General features: G+C 72.6%; 13 protein-coding genes. 10 read left to right on the top strand and 3 right to left on the bottom strand.

Annotated features, from left to right (window positions below; genetic code table 11):
• Positions 1 to 7: 7 nt before the first annotated feature.
• Positions 8 to 955 (top strand): hypothetical protein, encoded by a 948-nt coding sequence (locus ABZY13_RS21920; protein ID WP_356633229.1) that lies wholly within the window; start codon positions 8 to 10, stop codon positions 953 to 955.
• Between the two features lie 88 nt (positions 956 to 1043).
• Here the strand turns inward: ABZY13_RS21920 and ABZY13_RS21925 are convergent, their stop codons facing one another.
• Complete coding sequence (locus ABZY13_RS21925) at positions 1044 to 1511, bottom strand: DUF3093 domain-containing protein (protein ID WP_356633231.1); 468 nt, start codon at positions 1509 to 1511, stop codon at positions 1044 to 1046.
• A 58-nt stretch (positions 1512 to 1569) separates the two neighbouring features.
• Here ABZY13_RS21925 and ABZY13_RS21930 point away from each other — a divergent pair, with 58 nt between their 5' ends.
• From ABZY13_RS21930 to ABZY13_RS21960, 7 genes are all read left to right on the top strand, one after another.
• Positions 1570 to 2154 carry a PaaI family thioesterase gene (locus ABZY13_RS21930; protein WP_356633233.1) on the top strand — a complete coding sequence of 195 codons (585 nt, stop codon included), beginning with the start codon at positions 1570 to 1572 and terminating at the stop codon, positions 2152 to 2154.
• Positions 2151 to 2702, top strand: a complete 552-nt coding sequence (gene dut / locus ABZY13_RS21935) for a dUTP diphosphatase (protein WP_356633235.1) — start codon at positions 2151 to 2153, stop codon at positions 2700 to 2702. Before ABZY13_RS21930 ends, dut begins: the two co-directional genes overlap by 4 nt.
• Position 2703: 1 nt before the next feature.
• Positions 2704 to 3477, top strand: a complete 774-nt coding sequence (locus ABZY13_RS21940) for a DUF3710 domain-containing protein (protein WP_356633237.1) — start codon at positions 2704 to 2706, stop codon at positions 3475 to 3477.
• Between the two features lie 204 nt (positions 3478 to 3681).
• Entirely contained in the window at positions 3682 to 6225 is a 2544-nt protein-coding gene (locus ABZY13_RS21945; protein ID WP_356633239.1) for an ATP-binding protein, read from the top strand.
• Positions 6219 to 6932: a response regulator transcription factor gene (locus ABZY13_RS21950; RefSeq protein WP_356633241.1), complete on the top strand. Its 714-nt coding sequence runs from the start codon at positions 6219 to 6221 to the stop codon at positions 6930 to 6932. The genes ABZY13_RS21945 and ABZY13_RS21950 overlap by 7 nt, the downstream gene beginning before the upstream one ends.
• Before the next feature lie 191 nt (positions 6933 to 7123).
• Positions 7124 to 7522 carry an OB-fold nucleic acid binding domain-containing protein gene (locus ABZY13_RS21955; RefSeq protein WP_356633243.1) on the top strand — a complete coding sequence of 133 codons (399 nt, stop codon included), beginning with the start codon at positions 7124 to 7126 and terminating at the stop codon, positions 7520 to 7522.
• A gap of 3 nt (positions 7523 to 7525) precedes the next feature.
• Positions 7526 to 8320 (top strand): DUF3159 domain-containing protein, encoded by a 795-nt coding sequence (locus ABZY13_RS21960; protein WP_356633245.1) that lies wholly within the window; start codon positions 7526 to 7528, stop codon positions 8318 to 8320.
• A 219-nt stretch (positions 8321 to 8539) separates the two neighbouring features.
• Here the strand turns inward: ABZY13_RS21960 and ABZY13_RS21965 are convergent, their stop codons facing one another.
• Positions 8540 to 9217, bottom strand: a complete 678-nt coding sequence (locus ABZY13_RS21965; RefSeq protein ID WP_356633247.1) for a TrkA family potassium uptake protein — start codon at positions 9215 to 9217, stop codon at positions 8540 to 8542.
• Positions 9217 to 9888: a TrkA family potassium uptake protein gene (locus ABZY13_RS21970; protein ID WP_356633249.1), complete on the bottom strand. Its 672-nt coding sequence runs from the start codon at positions 9886 to 9888 to the stop codon at positions 9217 to 9219. The genes ABZY13_RS21965 and ABZY13_RS21970 overlap by 1 nt, the downstream gene beginning before the upstream one ends.
• Positions 9889 to 10387: 499 nt before the next feature.
• On the opposite strand from ABZY13_RS21970, the gene ABZY13_RS21975 reads away from it, so the two are divergent.
• Positions 10388 to 12421, top strand: coding sequence for an APC family permease (locus ABZY13_RS21975; protein WP_356633251.1), 2034 nt, complete (start codon positions 10388 to 10390; stop codon positions 12419 to 12421).
• 193 nt (positions 12422 to 12614) lie between these two features.
• Positions 12615 to 13988 carry a class I SAM-dependent RNA methyltransferase gene (locus ABZY13_RS21980; RefSeq protein ID WP_356633253.1) on the top strand — a complete coding sequence of 458 codons (1374 nt, stop codon included), beginning with the start codon at positions 12615 to 12617 and terminating at the stop codon, positions 13986 to 13988.
• The last annotated feature ends 265 nt before the right edge of the window (positions 13989 to 14253 follow it).

Raw genomic sequence — 14253 nt, forward strand, 5'->3', positions numbered from 1 at the left:
GTCGGCCGTGACTGGCTCGACCCCACCCTGGAAGCGCCGCTTCCCCCGGGGAGCGGACTCGGGGCCGTCCGACGGCCCTCACGGCGTGCGTGACGACGAGCGGGGCTCCTCCGGCACGGGACCGGTTCCTCCGGGGCCGGCCTCGCTCGAACCGGCCGGTGACCGGGCCGACCACCCGGTACCGGCGCCCGTTCCCGTTCCCGCACCCGCCGCCCGACGGCGCGCGGCGGTGCTGCGGGAGAAGGCCGGGGAACTGGCCAGAGAAGGGGTCCGCAAGGGCTCGGACCGCGCCAGAGCGGGTCTCGGGTACCTCGCCGACCGGGTCATCGAGCTGGCTCCGCGAGTGCCCGTACGGGACCTCGCGACGCTGCGTCTGCAGTTCCCGGGCCTGGGGCCCGAGGAACTCGCGGACAAGCTCGTCGCGGGCGCCGCCAAGGCGTCGGCGACGGTCGGAGCCGGCGTCGGCGCGGCGGCGATGCTGCCCGTGCCCCCCGCCATGCCCGCCGAACTGGCCGCGGAGGTCACCGGCGTCGCCGCGGTAGAACTGAAGCTCATCGCCGAGCTGCACGAGGTGTACGGCGTGCGCCCGCCCGGCGGCCTGAAGGACCGCAGCAGCGCCTACCTGAAGGCCTGGACCGAGGAGCGCGGCGTCGATCCGCTCAAGCCCGCCTCGCTCAACTCCGCCCTCGGCGGCCACATGAAGCGGGAACTGCGGCAGCAGATCATGAAGCGCATGGTGCGCAACCTGCCGAACCTCATGCCGTTCATGGTGGGAGCCGCGGTCGGCGCGGCCATGAACCGCCGCGACACCAGAAAGCTCGCCGCCCGCGTCCGCGAGGACCTCCGCAGGATGCAGGTGCCCTGGGAGAAGCTCCCGGAACTGCCCCCGCTGGAGCGCCCCGCCGACCCCCTGGCCCTGGACGAGGGCCCCGGCAGCACCGAGCACAAGCTCTGACCCCGGCCTGACGGCCCGCCGCGGCGGGCCGTGCGGTGGTGCGTCCCTGCGGTCATGGGGTGGTGCGATGGAACGTGCGGTGGTGCGGCTATGCGGCGGTCGCCGCCTTCGCCGCCCGCAGCGCCTCGGCCAGCCGCTCCGGCTCCCGCGTCGACAGATACAGGTACGGCGTCGGGTCCGCCGGATCCACCACCTCCACGCGCAGCGCGGTCGGGATGTAGGCCCGCAGCAGCAGGAAGGCGCGGGTGTCCGCCTTGTGCGTGCGCCAGGCGCGGGCCTCCTCGGCGTCCAGCACCTCCGCCTCGCCCAGTGCCGACACCGGGATCTTCGCCTCGCCCGCGATCAGCGAGTCGCCCACCACGCGGATGCGCACCGAACCGTACGAACTCGCCGCCACGGCCGCCGCGGCGGTGCCCCCGGCCAGCCCGGCCAGCATCGGCAGCACGCCGAACGGCAGCAGGATCAGCGCCATCGAGACCCCGACCAGGAAGCTGATCAGCCACCAGGTCCGGGGCGCGGTGAGGCGTTCTTCGTAGGGGGCGGCGGAGAGCTGCATGAAGTCAAGCTTGGCACGGTGTCCGCAAGAAGCCGACGCGCGGGTAAGGTCTGCGCCTGTGAGTGGTACATCCCCGGCCCTGCAGCCCCCCGCCGACGCGGCCAAGCCCGTACGGCACCCCGACGCGCCCGCGCCCGGCGAACTCCTCGGCCCGCACTACGCCCAGTGCTTCGGCTGCGGCGGCGAGCAGCCCCACGGACTGCACCTGGAGGCGCGGGCCGGCGACGGCGTGACGATCACCGCCGAGTTCACGGTGCGCCCCGAGCACCAGGGCGCCCCCGGCCTCGCCCACGGCGGTGTGCTCACCTCCGCGCTGGACGAGACCCTCGGCTCGCTGAACTGGCTGCTGCGCACCATCGCCGTGACCGGACGGCTGGAGACCGACTTCGTACGGCCCGTGCCGGTCGGCACCACCCTCCACTTGGCCGCCGAGGTGACCGCGGTCGCCGGACGCAAGATCTACTCGACCGCCACCGGACGCGTCGGCGGCCCCGACGGGCCCGTCGCCGTGCGCGCCGACGCCCTCTTCATCGAGGTCAAGGTCGACCACTTCATCGACCACGGCCGCGAGGAGGAGATCCGGGCGGCCATGAACGACCCCGACCAGATCAGGCGGGCCCGCGCGTTCGAGGTGAACCCGTGAGCCGTGACCCCCTGGACGTGCTGATCCGCCGGGTGGACCCGGACGTGCCGCTCCCGTCGTACGCGCACCCCGGCGACGCGGGCGCCGACCTGCGCACCACCGTCGCCGCAAAGCTGCTGCCCGGAGAGCGGGCCGTGCTGCCCACGGGGGTGTCCGTGGCCCTGCCCGAGGGGTACGCGGCCTTCGTGCACCCCCGGTCCGGCCTCGCCGCCCGCTGCGGTGTGGCCCTGGTGAATGCCCCGGGGACGGTTGATGCCGGGTACCGTGGGGAGATCAAGGTGATCGTGGTGAATCTCGACCCGTACGAGCCGGTGCGGTTCGAGCGCTTCGACCGGATTGCCCAACTGGTCGTCCAGCAGGTCGAGAAGGTCCGCTTCCGGGAAGTCGCGGAGCTTCCCGGCTCCGCGCGGGCCGAGGGGGGCTTCGGGTCCACCGGCGGGCACGCCGCGGTGGGCGACGGGGCAGGCACAAACGGTCGTGCCGCCATGGGCGGCGACACGGGTGGGAATCGATACGCTTCGGTCGTATCCGACCGGGAAGGACAGTGACGTGTTCGGACGTCGCAAGAAGAAGGGTGCCGCCGAGGACGCGGCCGGCGAGGCCGAGCAGGTCGTCGACACCGTCGACACCGACGACGCTGAGGCGGACGGCGAGGGCGCACGCGCGCGCGTGCGGCTGGAGCCGGAGCCGCGTCCCGACGGGCCCTGGGACAGTACCGAGGTGCGCGACCCGGGCGAGGGCCGGGTGGACCTGGGCGGCCTGTTCGTGCCGGGCGTCGACGGCATGGAACTGCGCGTGGAGGTCGCGGGCGACGCGATCGTCGCGGCGACCGTGGTGCTGCGCGACAGCGCCATCCAGCTCCAGGCCTTCGCCGCCCCCAAGCGCGAGGGCATCTGGGGCGAGGTGCGCGAGGAGATCGCGACCGGCATCACCCAGCAGGGCGGCATCGTCGACGAGGTCGAGGGCCCCCTCGGCTGGGAGCTGCGGGCCCAGGTGCCGGTGCAGCTGCCCGACGGCACCGGCGGCTTCCAGGTCGTGCGGTTCGTCGGCGTGGACGGCCCCCGCTGGTTCCTGCGCGGTGTGATCTCCGGCCAGGGCGCGGTCCAGCCGCAGGCCGCCGGGCTGCTGGAGCAGATCTTCCGGGACACCGTCGTCGTCCGCGGCGACGGCCCCATGGCGCCCCGCGACCCGATCGTCCTCAAGCTGCCCAACGACGCCCAGATGGTGCCCGAGGGCGTCCAGCAGGACGAACAGGCCGGCTCCCGCTTCTCCGGCGGCATGGGCCAGCTCCAGCGCGGACCGGAGATCACCGAGGTCCGCTGACGAACGTATCCGGACGTCGAGGGCCGCGCCCCCCACGGGGGCCGCGGCCCTCGTCGTGTGTGGGGGCGGGGCGGTGGCTGGGAGCGGGGCTCTCGTCGTCGTGGGGGGAGGGCTTCGTCGCCCCGTCCCCGTGCCAGAGGTCCGGGGCCGGCCGGGGCGTGGCCCTCGCCGTCGCGCACTTCGGGCAGGACGGACAATGAGGCCATGGCACGCGGCAAGCTCAGGATCTACCTCGGCGCGGCGCCCGGCGTGGGCAAGACCTACGCCATGCTCTCCGAGGCCCGGCGCAGGACCGAGCGGGGCACGGACTGCGTGGTGGCGTACGCCGAGCACCACGACCGGCCGCGCACCGAGGCGCTGCTCCTCGGCCTGGAGATCGTCCCACGCCGCCGCCTGGAACACCCGGGGGTGGCCGCCTTCGAGATGGACGTCGACGCCGTCCTCGCCCGCCGCCCGCGCGTGGCCCTGGTGGACGAACTCGCGCACACCAACGACCCCGGCTCGCGCAACGCCAAGCGCTGGCAGGACGTCGAGGAACTGCTCGCGGCCGGCATCGACGTGATCTCCACCGTCAACATCCAGGACCTGGAGTCCCTCGGCGACGTCGTGGAGTCGATCACCGGCGTACGGCAGCGGGAGACCGTGCCGGACGAGGTGGTGCGCCGCGCCGACCAGATCGAGCTGGTCGACATGTCTCCCGAGGCGCTGCGCCGGCGGCTGGCGCACGGCAACGTCTACCGGCCCGACGAGGTGGACGCCGCCCTGTCCAACTACTTCCGGCCCGGCAACCTCACCGCCCTGCGCGAGCTGGCGCTCCTGTGGGTGGCCGACCGGGTCGACGAGTACCTCAAGCGGTACCGCAGCGACCACCGAGTCTCCCGGATCTGGGGCTCCCGGGAGCGCATCGTGGTCGGCCTGACCGGCGGCCCCGAAGGACGCACGCTGATACGGCGGGCCGCGCGGCTCGCCGAGAAGGGCGCCGGCGGCGAGGTACTGGCCGCCCACGTCGCCCGAAGCGACGGCCTCACCTCCGCCTCCCCCGAGGAACTCGCGGTCCAGCGCACCCTGGTGGAGGACCTCGGCGGCACCTTCCACCACGTCGTCGGCGACGACGTGCCGGCCGCGCTGCTGGACTTCGCCCGCGGCGTCAACGCCACCCAGATAGTGCTCGGCTCGTCCCGGCGCAAGACCTGGCAGTACGTCTTCGGACCCGGCGTCGGCGCCACCGTCGCCCGCGAGTCCGGCCCCGACCTGGACGTGCACATCGTCACGCACGAGGAGGCCGCCAAGGGCCGCGGACTGCCGGTGGCGCGCGGGGCGAGGCTCGGGCGGGCCCGCATCGTCTCCGGCTGGCTCGTCGGCCTCGCCGGCCCGCCGCTGCTCGCGCTGCTGCTGAACGCCGTCCACCTCGGCCTCGCCAACGACATGCTGCTGTTCCTCGCGCTGACGGTGGCGGCGGCGCTGCTCGGCGGCCTCTTCCCGGCGCTCGCCGCGGCGGCCTTCGGCACCTTCCTGCTGAACTACTTCCACGCGCCCCCACTCCACCGCCTGACCATCGCCGACCCCCGCAACATCGTCGCCCTGGTGATCTTCGTGGCCGTCGCCGTGTCCGTGGCGTCGGTCGTGGACCTCGCCGCCCGGCGCACCCACCAGGCGGCCCGGCTGCGCGCCGAGTCGGAAATCCTCTCCGTCCTCGCCGGGAACGTGCTGCGCGGCGAGACCAGCGTCGAGGCGCTGCTGGAACGCGTCCGCGAGACCTTCGGCATGGAGTCCGCCGCCCTGCTGGAGCGGGCCAGCGACGTCGAACCGTGGGCCTGCGTCGGCCGCGTCGGCCACGGCGCCCCCGTGGAACGGCCCGAGGACGCCGACGTCGACATGCCGGTCGGCGACCAGCTCGCGCTCGCGCTGACCGGACGCGTGCTGCCCGCCGAGGACCGCCGGGTGCTCGCCGCGTTCGCCGCCCAGGCCGTCGTCGTACTGGACCGCAGGCGCCTGCAGGAAGAGGCGGACCGCGCGCGGGCGCTGGCCGAGGGCAACCGCATCCGCACGGCCCTGCTGGCCGCCGTCAGCCACGACCTGCGCACCCCCCTCGCCGGTATCAAGGCGGCCGTCTCCAGCCTCCGCTCCGACGACGTGCAATGGTCCGAGGAGGACCGGGCGGAACTGCTCCAGGGCATCGAGGAGGGCGCCGACCGCCTCGACCACCTGGTCGGCAACCTGCTCGACATGTCCCGCCTCCAGACCGGCACCGTCACGCCGATCATCCGCGAGGTCGACCTCGACGAGATCGTGCCGAGGGCACTCGGCGGGGTCCCGGAGGACAGCGTCCACCTCGACATCCCCGAGACGCTGCCCATGGTCGACGTCGACGGCGGGCTGCTGGAGCGGGCCGTCGCCAACGTCGTGGAGAACGCCGTCAAGTACAGCCCGCCCGGAACGCCCGTGCTGGTCTCGGCCAGCGCGCTCGCCGACCGCGTCGAGGTCCGGGTCGTGGACCGCGGGCCCGGCGTCCCCGACGAGGCGAAGGAACGCATATTCGAACCCTTCCAGCGGCACGGCGACGCCCCGCGCGGCGCCGGGGTCGGCCTCGGCCTCGCCGTCGCCCGTGGTTTCGCCGAGGCCATGCACGGCACCCTCGACGCCGAGGACACCCCCGGCGGCGGCCTGACCATGGTCCTCACCCTCCGCGCGGCCGGCCACCCCCGTACCCTGTCCCTCGCACAAGCGGAAAGGCAGGTCCGATGGTGAGCAGTGCCGCGGGGACGCCCAGGACCCCCAGGGTGCTCGTGGTCGACGACGAGCCGCAGATCGTGCGCGCGCTCGTGATCAACCTCCGGGCGCGCGCGTACGAGGTCGACGCGGCCCACGACGGCGCCACCGCCCTCCGGCTCGCCACGGCCCGCCACCCCGACGTCGTCGTCCTGGACCTCGGACTGCCCGACATGGAGGGCGTCGAGGTGATCCGCACCCTGCGCAGCCGGACCCGCGTGCCGATCATCGTCCTGTCCGCCCGGCACTCCTCCGACGAGAAGGTCGAGGCGCTGGACGCCGGCGCCGACGACTACGTGACCAAACCCTTCGGCATGGACGAGTTCCTCGCCCGGCTGCGGGCTGCCGTCCGCCGTGCCGAGCCCGTCGGCCCCGGCGAGGACGAGACGGTCGTGGAGACCGACGAGTTCACCGTCGACCTCGCCGCGAAGAAGGTCAACCGCGGCGGCCGGGACGTACGGCTGACCCCGACCGAATGGCATCTGCTGGAGGTGCTGGTCCGCAACGCCGGCCGGCTGGTCGGCCAGAAGCAGCTGCTCCAGGAGGTCTGGGGGCCGTCGTACGGGACGGAGACCAACTACCTGCGGGTCTACATGGCCCAGCTGCGCCGCAAGCTGGAGGCGGACCCCTCGCACCCCAAGCACTTCGTCACCGAGCCCGGCATGGGCTACCGGTTCGAGCGGTAGGCGGGCCGCCGGCTGGGGCGGAGGCAGGGCTGTCGGCTCGGGCGGTGGCCGGGCCGGCGGTTCGGCGGTGGGCGCGGGCTCCCGGTCCGGTGGTGGCCGGGCCGGCGGTCCGGGTGGTGGTGCGGCAGCGCGCGGACAAGGGCCGATACGGGGGTTACCGGGCTGTCGGTGCACCCCGGTACGCTTCAGGTATGAGTGCTGTTCCTCGTTCCGAAAAGCCGGTGGGCCGGTTCCGGCGCATGCTCGACCGGCTCTCCTCCTCGCAGGAGGACCTGGAGTCGGAGGAACTGCGGGAGGACGCCGAGACCGCCGGCTGCACCCGGATCGGCGACTGCCACGACCGGCAGATCGTCACGGTCACTGGTACCTTGCGCACGGTGACGCTGCGCCCCAGGGCCGGGGTACCGGCCCTGGAGGCCGAGCTGTTCGACGGCTCCGCGGCGCTGGACGTGGTGTGGCTCGGCAGACGCTCCATCGTCGGCATAGAGCCGGGACGCAAGCTGATCGCGTCCGGGAGGGTCTCGATGAGCCGGGGCCGCCGGGTGCTGTTCAATCCCAAGTACGAACTGAGACCCCTCGGACGGGAGTAGCCGGTGACGTCGCTCGACAAGCCGACCGAAGACACCGAAGCCATCGAAACCGCCGACGCCGACGGGGCCGCCGACCGGGATGCCCGCGCGGTCACCGAGGCCGCGCTCTTCGAGGCGTTCGGCGGGCTGCGGGGCATGATCGAGACGGTCCTGCCGGGTCTGCTCTTCGTGACCATCTACACGATCAACAAGGACCTGCACCTGTCGGCCATCGCCGCGCTGGGCGTGTCCCTGCTGCTCGTGGTGGTCCGCCTGGTCCGCCGGGACACCGTCAAGCACGCGTTCAGCGGCGTCTTCGGCGTGGCCTTCGGCGTCGTCTTCGCGATGATGACCGGCAACGCCAAGGACTTCTACCTGCCCGGCATGCTCTACACGCTGGGCCTGGCGCTCGCCTACATCATCACCACCCTGTGCGGCGTGCCGCTGATCGGCCTGATGCTCGGCCCGGTCTTCAAGGAGAACCTCTCCTGGCGCACCCGCAACCCCGGCCGCAAGAAGGCGTACGCCAAGGCCAGCTGGGCCTGGGGGCTGATCCTGCTCGGCAAGTGCGCCATCCTCTTCCCGCTGTACTGGTGGGCGGACACCACCCAGCTGGGCTGGGTCCTGGTGGCGCTGAAGATCCCGCCCTTCCTGCTCGCGGTGTGGCTGACCTGGGTGTTCCTGGCCAAGGCGCCCGCGCCGATCGACGTCTTCGCGGAGATGGAGGCGGAGGAGAGGGCGCGGGAGGAACGCGAGGAGCGGGAGCGCGAGGAGCGCGAAAGCGGGGAGCGGGAGGCTCCGGCTCGGGCGGGGGAGTAGACCGCACGGGCGTGCAAGGCGGCGTGGGCGACGCCCCGTCACAGCAGGACCATGCAGGACCATGAGAGAAGGGCGCCCCGGGATTCCCGGGGCGCCCTTCTCGTCGTCCGCCACGACGGCCCGCCGAGCGTCGGCTACGACGGCCCGCCAGCCGTCCGTGCCGACGGTCCGCCGATCGTTCGCTACGACGGGCCGCCAGCCGTCCGTTGCGACGGCCCGCTACTCCGCAGACCCCTCCCGGCGCACCGACAGCAGGTCCTCCAGCTGCTCCTCCCTGGCCTGGGCGGCGACGAAGAGGAGTTCGTCGCCCGCCTCCAGGGAGTCCTCGCGGGACGGGGTCAGGACCCGGGTGCCGCGGATGATCGTGACCAGGGAGGTGTCCTCCGGCCACTCCACGTCGCCCACCTGCGTGCCGGCCAGCGCCGACTCCTCCGGCAGGGTCAGCTCCACCAGGTTGGCGTCGCCGTGGCTGAAGCGCAGCAGCCGGACCAGGTCGCCGACGCTCACCGCCTCCTCCACCAGGGCCGACATCAGGCGCGGGGTGGAGACGGCGACGTCCACGCCCCAGGCCTCGTTGAACAGCCACTCGTTCTTGGGGTTGTTGACGCGGGCGACGACGCGCGGGACGCCGTACTCCGTCTTGGCGAGGAGCGAGACGACCAGGTTGACCTTGTCGTCGCCCGTCGCGGCGATCACGACGTTGCAGCGCTGGAGCGCCGCTTCGTCCAGGGACGTGATCTCACAGGCGTCGGCGAGCAGCCACTCCGCCTGCGGGACGCGCTCGACCGAGATGGCGGTCGGCGCCTTGTCGACGAGCAGGACCTCGTGGCCGTTCTCCAGCAGTTCGCCGGCGATCGACCGGCCGACCGCGCCGGCTCCGGCAATGGCGACCCGCATCAGTGACCGGCCTCCCTCTCAGGTCCCTCGGCGAACGCCGCCTCGACCTTCTCGACGTCGTCCGAGCGCATCATCACATGCACCAGGTCGCCCTCCTGCAGCACGGTCTGCGAGGTGGGCAGTATGGCCTCGCCGAGCCGGGTGAGGAACGCGACGCGGACGCCGGTCTCCTCCTGCATCGTGCTGATCCTGTGACCGACCCAGGCGGCGGAGGCGTGCACCTCGGCGAGCTGGACGCCGCCGGTGGGGTCGCGCCACAGCGGCTCCGAGCCGGACGGCAGCAGCCGGCGCAGCATCTGGTCGGCCGTCCAGCGGACCGTGGCCACGGTCGGGATGCCGAGGCGCTGGTAGACCTCGGCGCGGCGGGGGTCGTAGATGCGGGCCGCGACGTTCTCCACGCCGAACATCTCCCGGGCCACCCGGGCCGCGATGATGTTGGAGTTGTCGCCGCTGGAGACGGCGGCGAACGCCCCCGCCTCCTCGATGCCGGCCTCGCGCAGGGTGTCCTGGTCGAAACCGACCCCGGTGACCCTGCGGCCGCCGAAAGAGGAGCCCAGTCGTCGGAAGGCGGTGGGGTCCTGGTCGATCACGGCGACCGTGTGCCCCTGTTGCTCCAAGTTCTGCGCGAGAGCGGAACCCACTCTGCCGCAGCCCATGATGACGATGTGCACGACCGTCCTTCCGAGATCAAGTGTGGTGACTTGGCTTGAACAGGGTCTCAGACCGCCGACCAAGCTACACACGCACGGTCCGCGGGGGGACCCCCGTGCACCGTGCGCGGCCGGCCGGATCAGCGGCGGCTGATGCTCCAGACGCTGAGGAAGGTGAGCACGGCGAGTCCCGCGAGGGCGGCGGCGGCGCCGATCAGCTCTGCGGTGGCGGGCATGGTGCCTCCGGAGGGGCCCTGGTGGACGGGGGTGACGGGTCGGGGGAGGGAGGTGGACGGGGGTTGTTCATCTAGGCATGAGGGCCGGCCGCGGCGGCGAAACCGCTGCGCGAGCCGTGCGCTATTTCACTCGGGGAGCAGATGTCCGTGCGCCCCCGGAGCCTCACCGCGTCGAGGTCGCGTAGAGGCCCGCGTCAAGGTCGCGTATGGGTCCGCGTCAAGGTCGCGTATAGGTCGGGTGGCGCGGAGGCGCCCCTCAGTTCGAAGGCTTACGATCCTCAGTTGTGTCCAAACTGACCGACGTGCCCAAACGGATCCTGATCGGGCGCGCACTGCGCAGTGACCGGCTGGGCGAAACGCTCCTGCCGAAGCGCGTCGCACTCCCCGTCTTCGCCTCCGACCCGCTGTCCTCCGTGGCCTACGCGCCCGGCGAGGTGCTGCTGGTCCTGTCCGTCGCGGGCGTGTCGGCGTACCACTTCAGCCCCTGGATCGCCGCCGCGGTGGTCGTGCTGATGTTCACGGTCGTCGCCTCCTACCGGCAGAACGTCCACGCCTACCCGAGCGGCGGCGGCGACTACGAGGTGGCCAACACCAACCTCGGTCCCAAGGCCGGCCTCACCGTCGCCAGCGCCCTGCTGGTCGACTACGTCCTGACCGTCGCCGTCTCCATCTCCTCCGGCATCGAGAACCTCGGCTCCGCGATCCCCTTCGTGGTCGAGCACAAGGTGATGTGCGCGATCGCCGTGATCGCGCTGCTGACGGTGATGAACCTGCGCGGCGTCAAGGAGTCCGGTTCGCTCTTCGCCATCCCGACGTACGTGTTCGTCTCGGGCGTCTTCCTCATGATCGCGTGGGGGGCGTTCCGGGGGCTGGTGCTGGACGACACGATGCGGGCGCCCACGGCCGGGTACGAGATCAAGGCCGAGCACGAGGGCCTCGCCGGATTCGCGCTCCTCTTCCTCCTGCTGCGCGCGTTCTCCTCGGGCTGCGCCGCGCTCACCGGCGTGGAGGCGATCTCCAACGGCGTGCCGGCCTTCCGCAAGCCCAAGTCCCGCAACGCGGCCACCACCCTGGCCCTGATGGGCCTGCTGGCCGTCACCATGTTCTGCGGCATCATCGGCCTGGCCATGGCCTCCAAGGTCCGGATGGCCGAGAACCCGGCCCACGACCTGCTCGACAACGGCGTCCCGGTCGGCGCGGACTACGTCCAGAACCCGGTGATCTCCCAGGTCGCCCAGGCCGTCTTCGGCAAGGACAGCCTCCTGTTCATCGTGCTGGCCGCGGCCACCGCGCTGGTGCTGTTCCTCGCCGCGAACACCGCGTACAACGGCTTCCCCGTCCTCGGCTCGATCCTCGCCCAGGACCGCTACCTCCCGCGCCAGCTGCACACCCGCGGCGACCGCCTCGCCTTCTCCAACGGCATCGTGCTGCTGGCCGGCGCCGCCGGACTGCTGGTGTGGATCTACGGCGCCGACTCGACGCGGCTGATCCAGCTGTACATCGTCGGCGTGTTCGTCTCCTTCACGCTCAGCCAGACCGGCATGGTCCGGCACTGGAACCGGCACCTGGCCACCGAGCGGGACCCCGCCAAGCGCCGCCACATGGTCCGCTCCCGCGCGATCAACGCGTTCGGCGCCTTCTTCACCGGCCTGGTCCTGGTCGTCGTCCTCGGCACCAAGTTCACCCACGGCGCCTGGGTCGCCCTGCTCGGCATGGTCATCTTCTACGGCGTGATGACCGCGATCCGCCGCCACTACGACCACGTCGCCAAGGAACTCGCCGCCCCCGAGGGCCCGAGCGACGACAGCGTGCGCCCCTCCCGAGTCCACTCCGTCGTCCTCATCTCCAAGATCCACCGCCCCACCCTGCGGGCCCTGGCCTACGCCAAGCTGATGCGCTCGGACACCCTGGAGGCGCTCAGCGTCAACGTGGACCCGGCCGAGACCAAGGCGCTGCGCGAGGAGTGGGAACGGCGCGGGATCGACGTACCGCTGAAGGTGCTGGACTCGCCGTACCGCGAGGTCACGCGGCCGGTCATCGAGTACGTCAAGAACCTGCGCCGGGAATCGCCGCGCGACGCGGTGTCGGTGATCATCCCCGAGTACGTCGTGGGCCACTGGTACGAGCAGCTGCTGCACAACCAGAGCGCCCTGCGCCTGAAGGGCCGGCTGCTGTTCACGCCGGGGGTGATGGTGACGTCGGTGCCGTACCAGCTGGCCTCGTCGGAGATCGCGAAGAAGCGGGCCCGCAAGCAGGCGGAGTGGGTCGCGCCGGGCTCGGTGCGGCGGGGGCCTGCACAGGAGCGGCCGAAGGGCTGAGGCCGGGGCTCGGGCTTGGGGCTTGGGGCTTGGGGCTGGGGCAGACGCGCGGACGCGGGCGCGGCGGCTGCCGGCTGGTGAACGGCCGGGCGGCGCCGACGTAGACTGGTGGGCTGTTGTCCGGCCGTACAGCCGTTACAGCCCTGGGGCCGGACGGCCGTACCCTCCCTCTCATCTCTGGAGCCACCCCGCCATGCAGGCAGAACCGAAGAATCCGCAGTCGGGGCACGTACGGGCCGGGCAGGCGCCGACCGGTCGCTCGCTGGTCGGCGAGGAGTACGAGGTGGAGGTGGGCCCCGTCGCGCACGGCGGCCACTGCATCGCCCGCACCGACGCCGGCCAGGTGCTGTTCGTCCGGCACACGCTGCCCGGCGAGCGGGTCGTGGCCCGGGTGACCGAGGGAGAGGAGGGCGCCCGGTTCCTGCGCGCGGACGCGGTACGGGTACTGGACGCGTCCAAGGACCGCATCGAGGCCCCCTGCCCCTACGCCGGCCCCGGCCGCTGCGGCGGCTGCGACTGGCAGCACGCCAAGCCGGGGGCCCAGCGCCGGCTCAAGGGCGAGGTCGTCGCCGAGCAGCTCAGGCGCCTGGCGGGTCTCACGCCGGAGGAGGCCGGCTGGGACGGCACGGTGATGCCGGCCGGGGGCGACAAGCTGCCTGCGGGTCAGGTACCGCAGTGGCGGACGCGAGTGCAGTACGCCGTCGACGCGGAGGGGCGGGCGGGACTGCGCCGGCACCGCTCGCACGAGGTGGAGCACATCGACCACTGCATGATCGCCGCCGAGGGGGTCAGCGAGCTGGGCGTCGAGAAGCGGGACTGGACCGGCATGGAGTCGGTCGAGGCGATCGCGGCGACGGGCTCGCAGGACCGGCAGGTCATCCTCACCCCGAGGCCGGGCGCCCGCCTGCCGATCGTCGAGCTGGACCGCCCGGTCTCCGTGATGCGGGTCGGCGAGAAGGACGGCGGCGTCCACCGCGTCCACGGTCGGCCCTTCGTCCGGGAGCGCGCGGACGGCCGTACCTACCGCGTCGGCAGCGGCGGCTTCTGGCAGGTCCACCCGAAGGCCGCCGACACCCTGGTCACGGCGGTCATGCAGGGCCTGCTGCCGCGCAAGGGCGACATGGCGCTCGACCTGTACTGCGGCGTCGGCCTCTTCGCGGGCGCCCTGGCGGACCGGGTCGGCGAGGCGGGCGCGGTCCTCGGCATCGAGTCCGGCAAGCGCGCGGTGGAGGACGCCCGGCACAACCTGGCCGACTTCGACCGCGTCCGCATCGAGCAGGGCAAGGTCGAGAGCGTGCTGCCGCGCACGGGGATCACGGAGGTCGACCTCATCGTCCTCGACCCACCGCGAGCGGGCGCCGGCCGCAGGACGGTCGAACATCTGGCCTCCCTGGGAGCCCGCCGGATCGCGTACGTGGCGTGCGATCCGGCGGCACTGGCCCGGGATCTGGGGTACTTCCGGGACGGGGGGTATCGGGTGCGGATGCTGCGGGTGTTCGATCTGTTTCCGATGACGCATCACGTGGAGTGCGTGGCGATTCTGGAGCCGGCAGGGAAGGGCTCCTGACAGTACGGCGGGTTCCATGAGCCGCAGGTGTCCGAAGTACAGGGAGCCGGCATCCGGTTCTGGTCCTCCCGGCTCCTTCCCGAGCCGGGGAGAAACAGCCCATGCGGCACAACAGGCACCCGCCAGGATGAGCACGAATCCGCCTCGGCCGTCGCATCCGCGACGGCCGACTGGATCTTCCACGCTGTTTCGGTCGGCTCAGTCGGCACCGTGGCATCCCCCCGGGTGCAGCGATTAGCACTCACTGGTGCTGCGCTGAAGGCTG

Origin of the sequence: Streptomyces sp. NPDC006610, from assembly GCF_040611575.1 — a bacterium.
Lineage (GTDB): Bacteria > Actinomycetota > Actinomycetes > Streptomycetales > Streptomycetaceae > Streptomyces.